At 46.7% G+C, this 18,257-nt stretch carries 17 protein-coding genes; 8 read left to right on the forward strand and 9 right to left on the reverse strand.

The window, feature by feature from the left end:
- Positions 1 to 207 precede the first annotated feature (207 nt).
- Together QUA23_RS10195 and QUA23_RS10200 are read right to left on the reverse strand one after the other, a co-directional pair.
- A complete protein-coding gene (locus tag QUA23_RS10195) occupies positions 208 to 609 on the reverse strand; it encodes a biopolymer transporter ExbD (RefSeq protein WP_333074805.1) in 402 nt (133 codons plus the stop codon).
- Complete coding sequence (locus tag QUA23_RS10200) at positions 593 to 1,252, reverse strand: MotA/TolQ/ExbB proton channel family protein (protein ID WP_333074804.1); 660 nt, start codon at positions 1,250 to 1,252, stop codon at positions 593 to 595. The genes QUA23_RS10195 and QUA23_RS10200 overlap by 17 nt, the downstream gene beginning before the upstream one ends.
- A gap of 758 nt (positions 1,253 to 2,010) precedes the next feature.
- Here QUA23_RS10200 and QUA23_RS10205 point away from each other — a divergent pair.
- From QUA23_RS10205 to QUA23_RS31040, 7 genes are all read left to right on the forward strand, one after another.
- Positions 2,011 to 3,561: a TonB family protein gene (locus QUA23_RS10205; protein WP_333074802.1), complete on the forward strand. Its 1,551-nt coding sequence runs from the start codon at positions 2,011 to 2,013 to the stop codon at positions 3,559 to 3,561.
- A 102-nt stretch (positions 3,562 to 3,663) separates the two neighbouring features.
- Positions 3,664 to 4,737 carry a hypothetical protein gene (locus tag QUA23_RS10210; protein ID WP_333074801.1) on the forward strand — a complete coding sequence of 358 codons (1,074 nt, stop codon included), beginning with the start codon at positions 3,664 to 3,666 and terminating at the stop codon, positions 4,735 to 4,737.
- A gap of 567 nt (positions 4,738 to 5,304) precedes the next feature.
- The gene (locus tag QUA23_RS10215) at positions 5,305 to 6,729 is read left to right on the forward strand and encodes a penicillin acylase family protein (RefSeq protein WP_333074799.1); all 1,425 of its coding nucleotides are present in this window, start codon (positions 5,305 to 5,307) and stop codon (positions 6,727 to 6,729) included.
- Positions 6,699 to 7,037, forward strand: a complete 339-nt coding sequence (locus QUA23_RS10220; RefSeq protein ID WP_333110360.1) for a penicillin acylase family protein — start codon at positions 6,699 to 6,701, stop codon at positions 7,035 to 7,037. The genes QUA23_RS10215 and QUA23_RS10220 overlap by 31 nt, the downstream gene beginning before the upstream one ends.
- Before the next feature lie 718 nt (positions 7,038 to 7,755).
- Entirely contained in the window at positions 7,756 to 7,932 is a 177-nt protein-coding gene (locus tag QUA23_RS10225; RefSeq protein WP_333074796.1) for a hypothetical protein, read from the forward strand.
- A 66-nt stretch (positions 7,933 to 7,998) separates the two neighbouring features.
- Positions 7,999 to 8,271 carry a hypothetical protein gene (locus QUA23_RS10230; RefSeq protein ID WP_333074795.1) on the forward strand — a complete coding sequence of 91 codons (273 nt, stop codon included), beginning with the start codon at positions 7,999 to 8,001 and terminating at the stop codon, positions 8,269 to 8,271.
- 236 nt (positions 8,272 to 8,507) lie between these two features.
- Entirely contained in the window at positions 8,508 to 8,771 is a 264-nt protein-coding gene (locus QUA23_RS31040; protein WP_445243488.1) for a transposase, read from the forward strand.
- 429 nt (positions 8,772 to 9,200) lie between these two features.
- Here QUA23_RS31040 and QUA23_RS10235 read toward each other — a convergent pair whose 3' ends face one another.
- The 7 genes from QUA23_RS10235 to QUA23_RS10265 all read right to left on the reverse strand — a co-directional run bounded on the left by QUA23_RS10235 (position 9,201) and on the right by QUA23_RS10265 (position 15,727).
- Positions 9,201 to 10,241, reverse strand: a complete 1,041-nt coding sequence (locus QUA23_RS10235) for a tetratricopeptide repeat protein (RefSeq protein WP_333074793.1) — start codon at positions 10,239 to 10,241, stop codon at positions 9,201 to 9,203.
- A gap of 450 nt (positions 10,242 to 10,691) precedes the next feature.
- On the reverse strand, positions 10,692 to 11,465 hold the full coding sequence (locus QUA23_RS10240; RefSeq protein ID WP_333074791.1) for a BMC domain-containing protein: 774 nt from the start codon (positions 11,463 to 11,465) through the stop codon (positions 10,692 to 10,694).
- Positions 11,466 to 11,670: 205 nt separating this feature from the next.
- Positions 11,671 to 12,351 carry a carbon dioxide concentrating mechanism protein gene (locus tag QUA23_RS10245; RefSeq protein ID WP_333074790.1) on the reverse strand — a complete coding sequence of 227 codons (681 nt, stop codon included), beginning with the start codon at positions 12,349 to 12,351 and terminating at the stop codon, positions 11,671 to 11,673.
- Between the two features lie 289 nt (positions 12,352 to 12,640).
- On the reverse strand, positions 12,641 to 14,275 hold the full coding sequence (locus QUA23_RS10250) for a ribulose bisphosphate carboxylase small subunit (RefSeq protein WP_333074788.1): 1,635 nt from the start codon (positions 14,273 to 14,275) through the stop codon (positions 12,641 to 12,643).
- Positions 14,276 to 14,393: 118 nt separating this feature from the next.
- Entirely contained in the window at positions 14,394 to 14,699 is a 306-nt protein-coding gene (locus tag QUA23_RS10255) for a EutN/CcmL family microcompartment protein (protein WP_006635057.1), read from the reverse strand.
- A 278-nt stretch (positions 14,700 to 14,977) separates the two neighbouring features.
- Positions 14,978 to 15,319, reverse strand: coding sequence for a carbon dioxide-concentrating mechanism protein CcmK (locus tag QUA23_RS10260; RefSeq protein ID WP_006635058.1), 342 nt, complete (start codon positions 15,317 to 15,319; stop codon positions 14,978 to 14,980).
- 96 nt (positions 15,320 to 15,415) lie between these two features.
- The gene (locus tag QUA23_RS10265) at positions 15,416 to 15,727 is read right to left on the reverse strand and encodes a carbon dioxide-concentrating mechanism protein CcmK (RefSeq protein ID WP_006635059.1); all 312 of its coding nucleotides are present in this window, start codon (positions 15,725 to 15,727) and stop codon (positions 15,416 to 15,418) included.
- Between the two features lie 623 nt (positions 15,728 to 16,350).
- Here QUA23_RS10265 and QUA23_RS10270 point away from each other — a divergent pair.
- Positions 16,351 to 18,225, forward strand: coding sequence for an NAD(P)H-quinone oxidoreductase subunit F (locus QUA23_RS10270; RefSeq protein ID WP_333074786.1), 1,875 nt, complete (start codon positions 16,351 to 16,353; stop codon positions 18,223 to 18,225).
- The last annotated feature ends 32 nt before the right edge of the window (positions 18,226 to 18,257 follow it).

Below are 18,257 nucleotides of genomic sequence, written 5' to 3' on the forward strand. Positions count from 1 at the left end.
TCAGGAATAAATAATTAAAGTCCTTGCTGTTTATTGGCAGTAAGGACTTTAATTTTTAACTGCTTTATTAAATAAAGTCCTGAATCGTATACTGAGTATTCAGGACTAGCTCTTAATCAGGTTTACAGTCTTTTTTACTAGATCTGCACAGGGTAATTTCAGTTTAAAGGCGTGAGGAAATTACAAATTAGTAATTATAGAAGCTCTCTACTTTACGGTAGCTATCCCTAACTTAGCTCCCTTAATTCGGCGTAATCGATCCATAACTTCCACAACATTTCCGTGATTGACGCTTCTATCCGCATTCAGCACAATTAATGAGTTCGGATTTGACCCCATTACCTGTCGCACTGTACTCTCAATCTGCTCTAAGTTGACTGACTTTTTATCAACCATTAATTTTCCCTGAGCATCAATGGTGACGGTAATTTTAGCAGGCGAGTCCTGAACTTGAGAGGTTGCTGCTTTCGGTAAATTTACGGGTAGACCCTCGGATTTGGATAAAGACAAAGAGGAAACAATGAAAAACGTCAATATGGCGAAGGTTACATCAATCAGTGGCACGATGTTGATCTGGGGAATACTATCAGGTTCATCGGGTAGGCGCATACTTAGACTCTCTTGGTAGTTTTTCGTAGTGGTGACGGTACAATAGCTCTAGCTGGCCTCCGGCTTCCTGCATAAAAGCTATCTGCTGTAAGTAAAACCCACGAAACATATTAGCAAATACGAGTGTAAAGATTGCCACCACTAACCCCATTGCCGTAGAAACGAGGGCTTCGCTAATCCCCCCAGTAACGCCCGCGGCATTGGTGCCTGCTGCATCTCCCAGTTTGAGGGAGTCAAAGGTGGTAATTAGGCCCAAAACTGTTCCGAGCAACCCAAATAGCGGGGAGAGGGTGATAATGGTGTCAAATATTGTATTGAATCGCTTCAAAACGGGGATTTCTGCCTGAGCTGCACTTTCTAAGACCAAACGAAATTCTTCGATGTTGGGCGAGTCTAATTCTAAAGCTTCTAAAAAAATTCTGGCTAACGGCAAATCAGCGTTTACTTGTAACTTTTTGATGGCGGAATCCGGGTTTTGAGTGTAAAGTCTTAGCACTTCCCGGACGACCCGCCGCTGTCGCTGATTCACTTTAAACCAAAAGAAAAGACGCTCTAAAATCAGTGCGACTGCTGCGATTGACGAGGCAAGCAGCGGCCAAGAAACAATGCCCCCAGCGCGAAAAATGTAAATGAAATTATCCATTAGTTTGTATTCTCGTTAGCTGTGTTGAGTGATCGCAAGCTGCCTAATGGTGCAATTAGCCCGATCGAAGGCTGGTAGAGTTTCTGCGTCAAGTCAGCACAAGTGATTCAGGCTGCGAATTGTTTCACTCAAGCGCGATCGCGATCGCACAAACGCACTACCTGTATGTGACTATCTTCGTCTGTACCCAAAATGCTCCTAATGCGATCACGACCGAGATCGCGACAGATTGTTCTGCCAGTGCTTCTTTGCTAACTATTTGCGTTAGGACTTGACAATAATCTTCAATAATTTAAAAGATTCTCAACTAGGTTTCCACAAAATTCAGGGTTTGTCAAGTCATGCTCCACCTTTTTAAATAAAAATAACATATGAAATATATAAACATAATGAGTTTTACTTATTAAATAATTTTTATAAAAAGCTTGAGAATGTGGAAATTTGTTGGTATATTACGGGCTAGAGTATTGCAATTAAGGCATTTTTGAACCTTCCCCTAGCAGAATCAGAACATTGACAGCGCCCATAAGAGCAAGGTAGACGCCCCCAAAGGAAATGCTGATTGGTAGCGTCTAGTGGCTATCTCAAAATTAAATAATGAAAATTAATTGCAAGAGTCTTGAACAGGGTGACAGTCTTCTTATAGGATGGGTAGGTTCATCATTGATAGCAAGCTCAACAGGCTGTTGATAGCTTGTTTCTGGTTATGTCGGGGAGCCAGCGAGGATGTTGTCATCCATAAAGGAGATTGAGAAGGCATGAGTTTTTCAAATATTTCGGCGACGCAAAGACAACAACAAGAAGAAGCTCTCAAAAAAGCTCTGGCGATCAGTCTGTTAGCCTCAAGCTTACTGCACGGCGTCGCGCTGCCGTTGAGCCTTAACTTGGTCAAACCTGCTGAATTTGCAGAGGAACCCATTGAAGTTGTTGTGCTTGATGAGCCCAAAGTAGAGGAAACCCAGCCAGAGCCGACTATTCCAGAAAAGGTATCTCCCCCACCTGAGACTTTCAAACCAGAACCGCCACCAGAGCCAACTCCCGCAGAGGAGCCACCGGTAGCGGTAACACCACCGCCGATTCCAGAGGAGCCACCCGTAGCGGTAACACCACCGCCGATTCCAGAGGAGCCACCCGTAGCGGTAACGCCACCGCCGATTCCAGAGGAGCCACCCGTAGCGGTAACGCCACCACCAATTCCAGAGAAGCCACCCGTAGCGGTAACGCCACCGCCGATTCCAGAGGAGCCTTCCCCCCCACCTCAACAGGATTTTAATTCCCCAGAAACTCCTAAAACCCCGATCGCCACCGAACCCGAAACCCCCTCGCCCGATCCTCCAAAAATCGATCGCCCCAGCACAACGGCAAGCCAGGACCCCCCTCCCAGCGAACCACCCGTTGCCGCCTCCCGCCCCAAGGGTGCTGCAAGTTCCACAGACTTTACAAATGATGCTGGAAATCCCAACTCCTCAGACAGCCCTGAAAAAAATAACCCGCTCTCGTCATCTGCTTCGGCGGGTAGCGGGGAGCCTTCCTCAGAGCCATTAAATCCTTCTTCCGGGCCCATACAGCGATCGCCCGCGGCTGGCTCGCCAGTCACAGCTAGTAGGCCAGGAGGCCGCGCCAATTCTGGAAACGCGATCGGGGATGTAGGAAACCTCGCCTCCTCTGATAGTCCCGGAGGAAGTGCGTCGAACTCACCATCCGGTGCCAGCAAAAATGGCGACATACCTTCGGATGAGCCATTTGCGGCTGGTTCGGGGCGATCGGCCCGAACGCCTGGGGCTGGTTCGCCAGTCACGACCACCAGGCCAGGAGGCGGCGGCAATTCTGGAAATGCGATCGGAGGTTTAGGAAACCTCGCCTCATCTGGTACCCCTGGAGGTGGAGGCCCTGGAGGTGGAAGCCCTGGAGGAAGTGCGTCGAACTCATCACCCGGTGGAGGTGGAAATGGCGGCGGGGGTTCGTCAGAGCCATTTGGCAGCGGTTCGGGGTCGATGCCAAAACCGACAAATCCAAGAAGAGGGGGGAGTCCTTCGCGCCCTTCCGGCCCGCCTCCGGGCACTTGCATTAGCTGCGATAAACCTGAATATCCGAGCGCAGCCAGACAAGAAGGGCGACAAGGCCGAGTGGAAGTCATTTTTGACATTGACCCCAACGGTAAGGCATTCAACATCGCGATCTTGACTTCGAGCAAGTACGACGACTTCGATCGCGCAGCGATTAAAACAGTAGAAAGATGGAAATTTGCCTCATCAGAGAGTGGCATTCAAAGAAAAACAGCATTTATTACCTTCCGGCTCAATGACTAGAGATTTTTTTGAGACTCTAGCAATTTGGCTGGCAATTCTATAGCACCGTCCAAGGAATAGCAAAGTTAAAAGTTGAATTTTTTGTGAATTATGAATTTGGGAATGTCGTCAGTAATATTAAGTAAACTCCAGCGAGTTGGACTCGCTCTATTACTTGGTTCCAACTTGGGAATTGCTTTGTTGTTTGCCAACCCTCACAGCGCAATGGCAGGAGTAATTACTTTACCCGATGGCGGACGTTGCGAGGGAGAATTGAGTGAGGGAAAACTCAGCGGCCCCGGCATCTGTCAATATGCCAACGGCGATCGCTACGAAGGCCAATTTCTCAACGGTAAACCTCACGGTCAAGGCATCTATACCTTTAAAGAAGAAGGTCGATACCAAGGAGAATTTGGGGATGGGGAATTCAACGGTCAAGGTGTCCGCGAATTTGCTAACGGCAACCGCTACGAAGGAAGTTTCAAAAACGGTGAGTTCGACGGTACAGGCACTTTTACCTCAACTAACGGCATTCGTTACGAAGGCTCTTTCACCAATGGTTCTCCCAGCGGTCGCGGGGCTTTTACGTTGAGTAACGGCACTCGTTGCGAAGGAGATATTAAAGAAGGAAAAGTTAGCGGCAAAGGCGTCTGTCAATATGCTAATAAGAACCGCTACGAAGGAGAGTTGCTGAATAATCTACCTCACGGGCAGGGAATTTATACCTTTGCTGAAGGAGGTCGTTATGAGGGGCAATTTAGTGAAGGGCAGTTTCACGGTAAAGGGGTTCGCGAATATCCAAACGGCAACCGCTATGAAGGAGAGTTTGTCAAGGGCAATACTCAAGGTCAGGGGTTGTTTACTTTTAAAGAAGGGGGACGTTATCAAGGGCCGTTTGACAATGGAGAGTTTAGTGGTGAAGGTGTCCGCGAGTTCGCCAATGGAGATAGCTATAAAGGCACTTTTGTCAAGGGTAAGATGAGCGGGAAAGGAGTTTACATTTTTAAGAATGGCGATCGCTGCGAAGGCGAATTTAGCGATGGTCAGTTCAACGGCAAAGGTACCTGCATTTACGCTAATGGCGATCGCTATCAAGGTGAATTCCTCAAGGGGCAAAAACACGGTCAAGGTTTGTACATCTATGCAGACGGAACGAAGGTAGAGGGAAATTGGCAACAGGGGCAGCTTCAAAAATAAGCTTATAAGCTATCTCCCCCTACTTGTTTCCTCCCCTCCTCACCAATGACATTAATGCGCTTTGCAGTCGGCACACCGGCGTTTTATAGCGCTTTTCAATTTGGTGAGGGTAGGGGAGGGCTTGTTTTTTCACATCCGATTTACATAGAGTGTTTTTTCGGATTTTCTGGATTTCTCGAAGAGGTGGTATTTTTTAACCGCAGATGGACGCAGATGGACGCAGATAGACGTAGATAGGTTACGTTTCTGGGCATCGGATTTGGTATAGTTTTTTCTCTCTCCATAAAAGGGCTTGAAATCCTCGGCGTTTTGTTCGTGCAGCTTGTTGAAAAGGCTGCCATGTCTAAGTTTAACCCTAGCAAATTAATTTCCAGTGTTTCTACAACTAAAAAAACAAAGCCGACGGATTGCCTCGTTATTAATGAGTTTTATTTTAGTTTTGCTCCTCAATAATGGGACTCAATCCGCGCCTAAAATTGGCAATCAAATTCTTTGGGATACCTATGGAATTCCACACATTTACGGATAGAATAGTAAAAGCCTTTTCTACGCTTTCGGGTGGCGCAGATGCAAAGTCACGGTAATCTGATTTTGCGTCTTTACGGGCAAGAGGCAGAATTTGGGGGCGAAGATTATCTGGAATCCGATTTCTGGGTGCAAACTATGGGAATTCCTAATCGCGCCAAGGCGTGGTATGAATTACAAAATCCGATTTTTCGCAACTATCACGATGCTTTTGTTGGCGGAATGAATGCCTATGCAAAAGAACACCCAGAGGCGCTAACCGAAGAATTAAAGGTAGCATTGCCCCTCAAACCGGCAGATGTATTGGCACACAAGCAACGTGTCATGAATTTTACTTTTATAGTCGAGCCAGATAGCGTTGAAAATCTTGCTGAAAATGACACCACCAAAGGCTCTAATGGTTGGGCGATCGCTCCTTCGCGCTTTGAAAGCGGCAATGCCATGCTATTGGCAAATCCTCACCTTCCTTGGTCGGATTTATATTTATGGTACGAAGCGCAACTGATTGCCCCAGAAATTAACGCTTACGGACCGACTCTCGTCGGATTTCCTTTATTAACGATCGCCTTTAATGACAATTTGGGATGGACTCATACTGTCAACACTCACGATGGCTGGGATGCCTATGAATTGCCCCTCGCTAACGATGGCTATCGCTTCGATGGCGAAGTCCGAAAATTTGACAGAGAAGAGAAGGTTTTAAAAGTCAAAGAAAAGAATGGGAACTTGCGATCGGAATCTATAGTCGTGCGGCGTTCTGTTCACGGGCCGATTGTCACAGAAAAACAGGGCAAAGCGATCGCCCGGCGCGTTGTCGGACTCGAACAGTCCGGTGCTTTAGAGGAGTGGTGGGATATGGCGCGGGCAAGGAATTTCAATGAATTTGAGGCTGCTTTAAAGCGCTTGGAAATTCCTATGTTTACCGTCATGTATGCCGATCGTGAGGGGCATATCATGCACTTGTTTAACGGTCAAGTCCCCATACGCAAAAAAGGAGATTTTAAATACTGGTCAGGCACGATTCCAGGCAATACGTCAGAGACTTTGTGGAGCAAAAATCATCCCTATGCGGATTTGCCGCGCGTTGTCGATCCGCCCAGCGGTTGGTTGCAAAATACTAACGATCCGCCTTGGACGACGACGTTTCCCAGCGCGCTCGCACCCGATAATTATCCCGCCTACATGGCACCGCGCGGCCCAATGGATTTGCGATCGCAGCGATCGGCAAAAATGCTCTTAGAAGATGACAAAATCTCTTTCGATGAATTGATGCAATACAAACATTCTACTCAGTTAGAACTCGCCTATCGCCTCCTCGATGATTTAATTCCCGCCGCACGCCAAGGCAGTGAAAAAGCGCGCCGCGCTGCGGAAGTTCTCGCGACTTGGGATCGGAAAGTCGATGCTGAGAGTCGCGGTGCGGTGCTGTTTGCCTTTTGGAAAGAAGCGATGGATGCCGATCGGTAGTGGAGGTAACTTATGGCGCGTTAGATGTGGCATGGGGGGAAGTCTTCCGATTGCCTGGGGTGGCGAATCTGCCTGCAAATGGAGCTGACGGTGCTTTGGGTGTATTTCGCTCAGTATGGTTCGCTCCTGGGAAGGACGATCGCTTTCAAGCGGTTGCGGGCGATTCTTTTGTGGCTGCGATTGAGTTCTCAAATTCGGTGAAAGCGATGGCGCTAAACCGTTACGGTAACGCCACTCAACCTGGTTCGCCCCACGCCGGCGATCAGTTGCAGCTTTTTGCTCGCAAGGAATTGCGCCCTGTATGGTGATCGGAAATTGAAGCTCACCTGAGTTCGCGCCAGAAACTCTAGAAGAAGGAAGTTCGGCAACGGATTGTGTAACGGATGTAACGGATGTAACGGATGTAATATCGTGCGATTCGTTTAGCAGAAATTAAGCTTAAAAGCTTATGAGAAAGCTAGCCTAGCTGATTAGCTAGTGATAACTGATTACATTTGTAGGTGAAGTCCCTGAGACAAGTCCTACCCCGCAAGTGGAGCGGTGAAAGCATATCCCCTACTTTAGAGAACAGCAACCTCTAGGGTAAAGCGGGGGTAAAAAGCAGAACTACTACTAGCCAGATGTGGTAACTGCTGAGCAAGAGTGTATGCGTAACGCAAGTAAAGATGTGTTGGAACCATCGTTAATCTGAATGGTCAAATGGCTGATTAAGACCAAGCCAAAACGCAAGGATAGGGCGTTAGCAGTTGATATTCTGACTAACAAGCACCGCCCATAAACCCGGTCGAAAGCATCACGCTGTTATACTCAATCAATGTGTAATCGGAACGAAGTAACTCTTGTATGTTTCTGGGTGAACGACTCCCAGTAGGTTGCTAGCTATATAGCATACGAGAAAAGGATTGTATCAGAAGCAAAAATCCTGTGGTAATAACAGGGACACGCTGACAGATACACGGTAATTCCAAAGGAAAGGATGTGATACCAATTTAATGTGAAGTTGCATATAATAGAAAGATGGCGTTTATGGTGCGTTTTATGGCTCGTTTTTTAAAAATCACAATTGAAGAAGGTGCAAAACTTTTAGAAAAACAACTAAAAAATACTCGTACAGCGAGTCAGAAAGAACGAATACAAGTATTATGGTGGTTAAAAACATGGCAAGTACAGGAACACGCCCGAATTAGCGCATCGTTTGGGTAGAGACAAATCTACGATACCCGCTGGCTACAAAAGTATCGACGTGGTGGATTATCGGAATTATTGTTGGTGAAAAAAGCCCCCGGACAAGTACAACACTTGAGTATTGAGGCCTTAGCAGGACTTAAAGAACGCTTAGCAACAGGAGCCCCTTTCAAAAGCTACGGGGAAATTGTGGAATGGCTAAAAACAGAGTATAATTTAGAACTGACTTATGCAACAGTCTATGCCTGGGCGCATTACCGTCTCCAAGCAAAACTGAAAGTGCCACGTCCGCAAAGTGCTTTAGAGGACGTAGAAGCAGTGGAGCTTTTAAAAAAAACATCATTCCAGCAGTATTGACGTTGCAAAAATATTTTGTTAAGGGTAAAAAGCTACGATATTTGTGTCAAGATGAAACCCGGTTGGGATGAAAAACATTGACAGGAAAATTAATTACAGCCAGGGGGGTAAAACCAGTTGCTCCCATACTATGGAAACGTGAAAATTTTTGGTTGTATGGGGTAGTCGAACCATTGAGTGGCTAACATTTTTGCCAAGAATACACTCATCTTAACGGAGAAAATTTTTAGCAATTTATTGACGCTCTTTCTCTACAATTCGGTGAAGATATGGCCCTTATTCACATGGATAGAGCGGGTGCTCATATCACGAATGAACTATCATGGTCCGAAAATTTAATTCCTGTCTGTCAACCCTCACATAGTCCAGAACTTAATCCAATTGAAAGGGTCTGGGAATATATCAAACATAAACTTGTTGGAGAGGTTTTTACAACACTTGAGCAATTACGAAAGCGATTGAAACAAGTTCTTGAAAAAATCACCCCGCTCGCAAATTAGTTCGTTGTCATCTTACAAGTTTATTCTTGAAGCCCTATTTTATGCAGCTTCATATTAAATTGGTATTACTGATTTAATTGTTTAAGTGTTAAACGGAAATTGAAGTTCTCATTGCCGGAGAACGGCTGAACTTAAAATCTTGAATGGCGTTACCGAACCTTACCTCTTTTCTGTCACTCTCGGAGTATTAAAATAAAAGTGTGAAAAGATAAAAACGCTATAAGTGAGGCATAGCAATGGATGTAGAGTTACAAGTTATCCAACAGTTGGCTAGAGACGCATAATCAACAATCAGAATGATATAGCAATCCTTTAGTTTCAGTTAATGTTTATGGAGCTTCCGTACTTCGGTACTTAGTTTGCTACAATTGAATCTTATTATAACATTTTAGCCTACTAAGTACCGAAGAGCCTTGATTACTGACTAAATCAATCATTAATAAATTCACCTTCACAGATAATCGAGTCTCTGTTCTCCAAATCTTCTTGATTCCATACCGCGTTTAATGCTGCTGAACTTAAGGAAGTTGACATCGTATTTAATGTTGTGTTGTAGTATTCGGCCGCATTATTAAGTTCGACCTGTGGCGCTTCCTTGAAGTACGAATTAATATCAGGCGTACACCTCTGTGCTTGGTAGTATAAATAAGCTTCAGCATTAATGCACATTACATGGTAGAAATCCTTATTGGCTGCCGTAATATCTCCAAGTTTATACAGCGCTAAACCCCGGTTGAGATAAGCTTTAACATAGTTCGGATCGAGTTCCACTGCTTTATCAAAGTCTTCAATTGCAAGCTGCATTTGTCTTAATTTATAGCGAACGCAACCTCTGTTATAATAGGCATAAACATTTTGTGGATCGATGCCGAGTGCAGTGTTGTAATCGGCGATCGCCTGCGTATTGTCTCCTAATTGGTGGTAACAGAGACCTCGATTTATGTAAGCTTTGATATATTTAGGATTCAACCGCAGCGTTTCGTTAAAATTTTCCGTTGCTGCCTCTTTTTCTCCCAAAAGGTAGTAAGCGCGCCCCCGGTTGTAATAGGTTTTATAATTGTGGGAATTGATAGATATAGCTCGATCGTAGTCTTCTATTGCTTCTTCGTAATTTCCTAAATTAGCAAGTACAAGTCCTCGGTTGTTGTAGATAGCGTGGTTGTTAGGCTTATTTGCTAAAGCGCAGTTGAGATCTTCAATGGCTTTTTCGTGTTCTCCGAGATGACGCCAAGCATTGCCTCGATTCAAGTAAGCCTCGAAGAAATTAGGATTGATATCTAGGGCCTTGCTGAGGTCGGCGATCGCTTTTTGGTAGTCTTTCATGTAATAGTAAACCAAGCCGCGATTGTTGTAGGCTTTGGCATCGGCGGGATTGACTTGCAGTATCTCATCGAAGTCCTCAAGTGCCGCTTCATAGTTTCCTTTCTTAGCGCTGTACAAACCACGCTTGTAAAATTGTTTGAGGTTCATAGGTCAACTTTCAGGATTGCTTGATGCTGGGGGGTGATTCCTGTGCAGTCAGTTTTGAGTTCGACAGCCGTTAATCTGTTGAAAGAGCATCCACCCGCAGTCAGAGTAACTCTTAAATGATTCCCGGCAATCTACCTTAGACAGGATTTTTGGTTTATTTTAACAGTAGTTAAATCCTGTTGAAAGGCTCTGCACGTCGGCTGGATTGACTTATTAGTCAGTTCGATTGTTTACCCGATCGACTTTCGCTTAAAAGTCTAGTTTTACTTGGTGCTGTGTGTTTCTTGATGCGGCTGCGATCGGCTCGATCGCGCAATTAAGTTTGAGACCGCTACTCAGTATAAATTGTTGCCAGCAGTCCCACCGAGTAAACTCTATATTTTTTTGACAAACTTCGTCTCAGTATTTGCAGCAGCACGCCTCTACAAACTTTTGTTGCCTAATTACCAATTACCGATTGATTTCCTCTTCGACATAAACCCTCAATTTCTCCAAATCTGGAAGTTCGATCAATTCTTGTTCCTTTTCCTTAACGGAGACGGGCATCATCACAGGTTTACGCTGCTCGATCCAGCAACTCGCCAGCGGTAAAGTTTGTTCCAAATCTTCCAAAGGCCTCGGAATAACCATCACCGCGTTCAACTCGCCAATTCGCTCAGCTTCGTACATCCCGGCCTCTACGGCTACTGCTACATCTGCAACTGCACCGCGAATAATTGCCGTGCACAAACCGGCGCCAATTTTCTCGTAAGCTGCCAAGTGTACGTCTGCGGATTTGAGCATAGCATCGCAAGCACCGACCATTGCCGGAAACCCCCGGGTTTCGAGCAAACCGATCGCCTGATTGCTAAGCCGAGAATAATTGCCACTTTCGGAAAGTTCAGTCAGCCGAAAGCCGATCGGCAAAACCACTTCCAAATTAGCCAAAGGTCTAGGAATCACCAACTTAGAAACAAACTGCCCGAACTGTTCGGCAGTTTGAGCTCCAGCTTCCACAGCCAAACGCACATCCGAAATTCTGCCCCGGACGATCGCCGTACAGTGACCGGAACCAATTTTTTCGTATCCTACTAAAACCACTCCTGCCGACTTCAGCATCATGTCAGCAGTCCCCACAATCGCCGGAAAACTCTTGGTGGATACCAAACCCAAAGCAGTGTCTTTGAAGTATTCCTGGCGCTGCGATCGTTCTTCGTGACTGTTACGATCCGTTTGTCCGTCCATCTTCTATTACCCTTAGAAACTTCCCAAAATAAAAATTTGTTGATAGTTTATAGTTTCTCAGATGAGAAGACAGACTGCACGAGCTACAAGACACAGATTGCTGCGGCAAGGCCTTACAAATTGCTGAGCTACCAATAATATGAGATTACCTATTTATATTTGATCTTTCTGCCTTCAGCATAGCTGCCTTTTGCGGAAATGACGGCTACCCGGAACCGCCCGATAGAGTTTGGCCGTTTTCCTCCGATCGATTAAAAGCTTGCCGGTGCGGAAACAGCGTCCCCAACAGCCGATTGATGTGAGCTTGACCGTACAGAATAGTTGGCGTTTCCCCTGGTTGGGGTGGCTCTGCAGCAGTGGATTCCGGCGGGTCTGGGGCAGTCTCTGGCGCAGTTTGAGGCGGTGTTTGGGCGGGTTGTGGCGGCTCGATCGGCTCGATCGGTCGATCGACTGGTGGCGTAGTGGCTTCGGGGGTTTCTGGTGATCTTGGCGCTGCTGTTGGCGCTGTTGCGGTTGCTTCTTCTGCGGTGGCTTGGCGGCTGGTATCTCCCATTAGAGAACCTGCTGCCATAATTTGCATTTTGTCGATACAAGGATTGATTAGGGTCGTCCCGGCCCCAATACAGGCATTTTCCCCGATCGTTCCCGCACCTACCACCAGCACCCCTGCACCCAGAATAGCGCCCGCCGCGATTTCCAGAGTACCTTCACGGGCGTGAAGGATAACTCCCATGCCGATACACGCACCGGCGGCGATCGATATCCGGCTGCCCGGGTCTGCTAGTAGGATTGCTCCAGGGGCGATCGCCGCACCCTCATTCACAACTACATCGCCACTCATCAAAATCTGAGAGTTGCTACTTAATTGCAGTGGCGATAAATACATTCGACTTCACCATGAAAGGAGCTATTTTTTTCGATAAAACGACTTTAAATTATGGGTTTTCTCGACTGATAAATTTAACCATGTCAATCTAAGAAACGATAATTTACTAATACTGAGAAGCTTGATGCTTTAACGTTTTATAGAAACTTTCAGAAGATTCTAGATTTTGACCAACATTTCTCAATCGAGCTTTTTTACTATCTCAAATCCAACTTCAATCCGCTTGGATTTCTCCCGTGGACACCTGTGTGAGGGCTTAACGGGAGAAACAAGCTAATTACCAGGCAAATTAAGGTCGTTGGATAATTTCTTCGAGTACCCGGCGCTTCGCTTTGGAGTCGATGCCCAGCAAACGGACGTACTCGCCGCTGTGTTCTTTGAGACAGCTTTCGAGGGCAGAAATCACTTCAGATTCGCGGTTGGATGAGATCGGGGCGCAACTGCTCCAAGAACCGGTGCGGAAACGGCGCGCGTCGGCGTGTTCCGTGCCAATTTTGTAGCCTTGGGAAAGCAGGTTGCGGATTTGGTCGATCGTCTTGCCGGTCAAACTTCCGCTGCTGGCAGAACCAGTCGAAGCTGCTTTGTATCCCGAAGTTGCTGCCGGCTTAGCCGATTGAGCCACGGGTCCGTCTGGACGCTGAATAAGTTCTTCAACGACACGCCGCTTAGCTTTCGGGTCAATCCCGATCAAGCGCACGTACTCGCCCGGGTACTGATTCATCACAGCTTCCAAAGCGGCGATCGCCTCAGATTCGTTTCTGACTTGCAGCGAAGCCCCGCTTTGCCAAGAACTGGTGCGGAAGCGGCGCGCGTCGGCGTGTTCCGTACCCACTTTGTAGCCTTGAGCTAGCAAGCTGCGAACCTGAGCCACTGTTTCGGCACTCAATTTTCCATTCGACACGGAACCGCTATTGTGGTATGAAGCTTGTGCAACTTTACCGTTAGATTGGTGAGTTTTCGCACCGTTAGAACCGTTAGAGCCGTTGTCTCCCGGTCTTTGGACGATTTCTTCTAGTACGCGGCGCTTGGCTTTGGTGTCAATCCCGATCAAGCGCACGTATTCTCCTTGGTGTTCAGCCATGCAAGCTGACAAAGCCGCGATTACTTCTGAGTCGCGGGTTGAGGAAATCGGGCCGCAAGTACGCCAAGAACCGGTACGGAAGCGGCGTGCGTCGGCGTGTTCTGCTCCCACGCTGTATCCTTGGGCTAGTAAATTGCGGATGCTATCGGCAAGAGTTGGACTCAATTGGGTGCCGGCATGGGTAGAATATTTGGTTTGATTCATATTTGGGTTGGTACTTTTCTCGTTGCGAATTGGTGCTAGACAGGCGATGTTCTCAGCGCAGCGATAACCCGTTCTCAGAGCGTCATTGATGCCGATGACATGGGTCGCAAATTGAATGTCAGAATCTTGAACGTCAGGCAAGCGATCGGCTTGCTTCTGATTAGTGATAATGGCTCCCGAAGGTACGTACTTACCGGGGGGGATCTCCACATCTTTAATTAGTACGTGCATCATGACAATGCAGCCGTTGCCCACTCTGGCATTGAACACCGTAGAGCGAAAGCCGATAAAGCAGTTGTCGCCCACGTAGGCAGGGCCGTGAATTAAACTCATGTGGGTGAGGGAAGTATTTTTCCCCACCCACACAGAATAGGATTTGTCGTCGTCTCCTGTGACTCGGCCTTGTTCTAGGCCGTGAATCACTACTCCGTCTTGAATGTTGCTTCCTTGTCCGATATAAAACGGAGTGCCTTCATCGGCGCGGATAGATGTCCCGGGGGCAATCATCACATTAGAACCGATCTGCACATCCCCAATAATGTTAGAAAAGGAATGTACGAAGGCGGTATCGTGAATTTTGGGCTCAGCCAAGTTTTTCGACCAAGGCGTCGGGGGAGCCGCAACGTTGCGGACTGCCATAAATTAAGTTCTCCTAAACTGAAAAATCTTTTTGTTAGTTGTTAGTTGTTAGTTGTTAGTTGTTAGGTGTTAGTTGTTAGTTATTTTTCCACTAACTGCTAACTGCTAACGGTTGCAACTAGCCGTATGGGTCGTCTTTTTTACTGTAAATGAGGCGGTTTTCTACATTGACAGTATCTATAATGCCTACTACCAGAGCATCGATCGGACGGTTTTCGCTTCCGGGCGCGATCCGGGCTGCGCTGCCTCGGGTCACTAAAACCCATTCATCGATACCAGCGCCCACACAGTCAGCGGCTACCTCATAGCCGGGAACTGGCGAACCCTCCTCATCAATGAATTGCAGCAGTAGAAATTTCGATCCTCTCAGCGTCGGCTCTTTTTGGGTACTGACAACTGTGCCGAGAACTTTGGCCATTTGCATTTTAGGTAATAGGTAATAGGTAATTGGTAATTGTCATTTTTTCACTGTCACTTGTCTTTTTTTAATTAGCTTTCCTCAGTCCGCTGTCCGCCTTTTAGAGCTTCGTCTAGTAACTAATCACTCATGACCGATGACTGATGACTAATAACCAATATCCCATACCCACCTCAATTAAAAATTAAAAATGCTAAATCAAAAACATCGCGATTTTTAATTTTTAATTACCAAACGCCCCTAACAGCCGTGAAGCGAAGCTATCCCGTAGGGAATCGCCTATCTTATGATCTGTTGAGAGGGCGAATGCCGCTGACGCCTTCACGGAACTGTTCTACAGCTTCGGTATAGCGAATCGGCAACACGTATTCTAAGTTTTCGTGAGGGCGGGCGATAATGTGGGTGGACATCACTTGTCCGCCGTTAACGCGCTTCACTGACTCTACTCCGGCTGCGACAGAAGCTTGCACTTCCGAGACATCTCCTCTTACAATGACCGTAACCCGAGCGCTACCGATTTTTTCGTAGCCTACCAAGGTGACGCGGGCTGCTTTGACCATCGCGTCAGCGGCTTCTACCACTGCGGGGAAGCCTAATGTTTCGATCATGCCAACTGCAATTGCCATTGGTTTTACTCCTGATTGAATATTTGGGGAACTAAACAGTTAATTTTTGACGATCGCACAAATTTTCGTTTAAGGAAATTTTTGTGCGCTAAGAACTTAGTAGCCTCGGAACTGTTCTACTGCTTCTGTATATCGAATCGGCAGAACGTATTCTAGGTTTTCGTGGGGGCGAGCGATAATGTGGGTAGAGACGACTTCTCCGCCGTTCACGCGCTTGACGGATTCCACTCCTGCTGCGACTGAGGCTTGGACTTCCGACACGTTGCCGCGCACAATTACGGTGACGCGGGCGCTGCCGATTTTTTCATAGCCCACGAGGGTAACGCGGGCAGCTTTGACCATAGCATCGGCAGCTTCCACAACAGCGGGAAAACCTTTTGTCTCAATCATTCCCACGGCAATTGACATTTTTGAATCTCCTTTGAGGATGAGCGAAATTACCGTTACAAATCTTTGAGAAATCTAAAAATTTGGACGGGGAGGCCCACATTTTTTAGTAATGCAGTGTAAAGCTTCCTATCCTATAAGAATAGGGGAAGCTGTCCACCTTGACAATATAAACTAACATCATAATGTTTAATAACAAAAATTAAAATTTTTTATGTTACTTAAAATAATTTAATATTTATTTAATAATCTTAATATAGAGAGGGGTAGATGCCGAAGGCGAGGGAGATTAAAGTAAGTAATAATACTCATACAAAGTAGAGTTCGGTATGTAAAGCCGGAGCCGATCACTGCCGGGAAACTTGGGGATTCCAAAAGGGGATCGCGGGGAAATCGGCAAAAAAGGCAGTCTTGGACCATCGGCAGGCATTTTTTTCTTTGAGTGCCTCTTCTACTCAACAAGTAATTTTGTATTGAGAGAATTCTCAGTTTTGATGCTTTAATGTATAGTTAATCTGGAGTGCAAATTATTTTGCCACAACTATACGATCGGGTTTAGTCAAAGTTTTAGGGTCTCGCGCGATCGCCTGCGACTGTTTTTGTATAAAGGCAGCCAGTAATTTGAAGTTTAAGGGATAAATTAAATGACTCAATTTCTCCTCCAAGCCTGTTGGTGGGTACCTTTATATGGCTTGATAGGCGCAATTTTAACTTTGCCGTGGTCTACGGGAACCGTTCGCAGAACAGGCCCGAGACCGGCAGCTTACTTCAATTTGCTGATGACTGTGTTGGCTTTCATACACGGGTCAGTTATTTTTACAGCGACTTGGGATCAACCCCCCCAACAATTGCTCGTGCACTGGGTGCAAGCAGCCGATTTAGATTTGTCTTTTGCAATAGAAATCTCCACCGTCAGCGTCGGAGCAATGGAGTTAGTTAGTTTTCTGAGTTTGCTAGCACAAATTTACGCTCTCGGCTACATGGAAAAAGACTGGGCGCTAGCTCGATTTTTTGGGCTGATGGGTTTTTTTGAAGCGGCAATTAGCGGCATTGCCATTAGCGACTCGCTGCTTATAACTTACGCTTTGTTGGAAGTGCTGACGCTTTCAACTTACTTGCTAGTCGGGTTTTGGTACGCTCAACCGCTGGTAGTAACGGCGGCTAGAGATGCGTTTTTAACCAAGCGTGTAGGAGACGTGCCACTGCTGATGGGAGTAGTGACGCTTTCAACTTTAGCCGGAAGTTTGAATTTTTCCGATTTGGAAACATGGGCTGAAACAGCAACTTTGTCTCCCGTAGTGGCGACTCTTTTAGGTTTGGCTTTAATCTCCGCACCTACGGCCAAGTGCGCTCAATTTCCCTTCCATTTGTGGCTCGACGAGGCGATGGAAGGGCCCAACCCGGCTTCGATTATGAGGAATACCGTAGTTGTGGGCGCTGGGGCTTATGTTTTGATTAAACTTCAGCCTGTTTTAGCGCTTTCCCCGGTCGCAGATGCGGTACTCGTGGTTTTGGGTGCGGTAACGGCTGTTGGCGCTTCCTTGGTGGCGATCGCCCAAATCGACATCAAAAGAGCATTATCGCATTCTACCAGCGCTTCTTTGGGTTTGGTGTTTATCGCCGTGGGGCTAAATCAAGTTGACATTGCTTTGCTGTTGCTGTTCGCCCACTCGATCGCCAAAGGTCTATTATTCATGAGCGTCGGGTCAATTATTACCACAACTAACACTCAAGATTTAACAGAAATGGGTGGGTTGTGGTCGAAGATGCCTGCCACGACTACCGCTTATTTAGTAGGCGCTGCGGGGATGGTAGCGCTGTTGCCTCTGGGCAACTTTTGGGCGATGCGACGCTGGCTCAACGGTTTTTGGACTGTGCCTTTGTGGCTGGTAATAGTGCTGCTTTTAGTTAACGGTTTGACAGCGCTAAATTTAACTCGCATATTCGGTTTAGTGTTTGTGGGAAAACCGCAGCCGAAAACTCGCAGAGCTCCAGAAGTTGGTTGGCCGATGGCTTTGCCGATGGTAATTTTGACGGTAATGGGGCTATTAGTGCCTTGGATGTTGCAGGAGTGGCAACTATTAATTAGTTGGACTGGGCCTTGGGCGGAAACGGGAGATTTTGATGCTTTAAATTTGCTTTTGAAGACGCTGGATACGCCGCTGTTGTTGTTATCTGGGTTGATTGGCGTTGCGGTTGGGGTGGCGATTTATTGGTACGGGGTATTACCTCGACCGGTACGGCTGCCGGTGCCGGCGTTGCAGGATTTGTTTGCTTACGATTTTTATATCGATCGAGTTTACCGCTTGACTGTCGTTTGGGTTGTGGCTTTTATTTCTAAAATTAGCGCTTGGACTGATAAGTATGTGGTGGATGGGGCGGTGAATTTGTTCGGTTTTGCCACAATTTTCAGCGGTGAAGGGTTGAAGTACACCGGCACTGGTCAGTCGCAGTTTTATGTGTTGACTATTGCGGGGGGGGTTGCTGTGTTGCTGGCGTTGATTATTTGGCAGTTTTAAACTGTAGAGGTTGGCAGATTGTTCGGAGTTTG

Origin of the sequence: Microcoleus sp. Pol1C5, from assembly GCF_036701115.1 — a bacterium.
In the GTDB taxonomy this organism is placed as follows: Bacteria; Cyanobacteriota; Cyanobacteriia; order Cyanobacteriales; family Microcoleaceae; genus Microcoleus.

Bases quoted from the DNA above. Each gene is read 5' to 3' on its own strand.
- QUA23_RS10195 (WP_333074805.1), bottom strand. From the start codon at position 609: ATGCGCCTACCCGATGAACCTGATAGTATTCCCCAGATCAACATCGTG.
- QUA23_RS10200 (WP_333074804.1), bottom strand. From the start codon at position 1,252: ATGGATAATTTCATTTACATTTTTCGCGCTGGGGGCATTGTTTCTTGG.
- QUA23_RS10205 (WP_333074802.1), top strand. From the start codon at position 2,011: ATGAGTTTTTCAAATATTTCGGCGACGCAAAGACAACAACAAGAAGAA.
- QUA23_RS10210 (WP_333074801.1), top strand. From the start codon at position 3,664: ATGTCGTCAGTAATATTAAGTAAACTCCAGCGAGTTGGACTCGCTCTA.
- QUA23_RS10215 (WP_333074799.1), top strand. From the start codon at position 5,305: ATGCAAAGTCACGGTAATCTGATTTTGCGTCTTTACGGGCAAGAGGCA.
- QUA23_RS10225 (WP_333074796.1), top strand. From the start codon at position 7,756: ATGGTGCGTTTTATGGCTCGTTTTTTAAAAATCACAATTGAAGAAGGT.
- QUA23_RS10235 (WP_333074793.1), bottom strand. From the start codon at position 10,241: ATGAACCTCAAACAATTTTACAAGCGTGGTTTGTACAGCGCTAAGAAA.
- QUA23_RS10240 (WP_333074791.1), bottom strand. From the start codon at position 11,465: ATGGACGGACAAACGGATCGTAACAGTCACGAAGAACGATCGCAGCGC.
- QUA23_RS10245 (WP_333074790.1), bottom strand. From the start codon at position 12,351: ATGTATTTATCGCCACTGCAATTAAGTAGCAACTCTCAGATTTTGATG.
- QUA23_RS10250 (WP_333074788.1), bottom strand. From the start codon at position 14,275: ATGGCAGTCCGCAACGTTGCGGCTCCCCCGACGCCTTGGTCGAAAAAC.
- QUA23_RS10255 (WP_006635057.1), bottom strand. From the start codon at position 14,699: ATGCAAATGGCCAAAGTTCTCGGCACAGTTGTCAGTACCCAAAAAGAG.
- QUA23_RS10260 (WP_006635058.1), bottom strand. From the start codon at position 15,319: ATGGCAATTGCAGTTGGCATGATCGAAACATTAGGCTTCCCCGCAGTG.
- QUA23_RS10265 (WP_006635059.1), bottom strand. From the start codon at position 15,727: ATGTCAATTGCCGTGGGAATGATTGAGACAAAAGGTTTTCCCGCTGTT.
- QUA23_RS10270 (WP_333074786.1), top strand. From the start codon at position 16,351: ATGACTCAATTTCTCCTCCAAGCCTGTTGGTGGGTACCTTTATATGGC.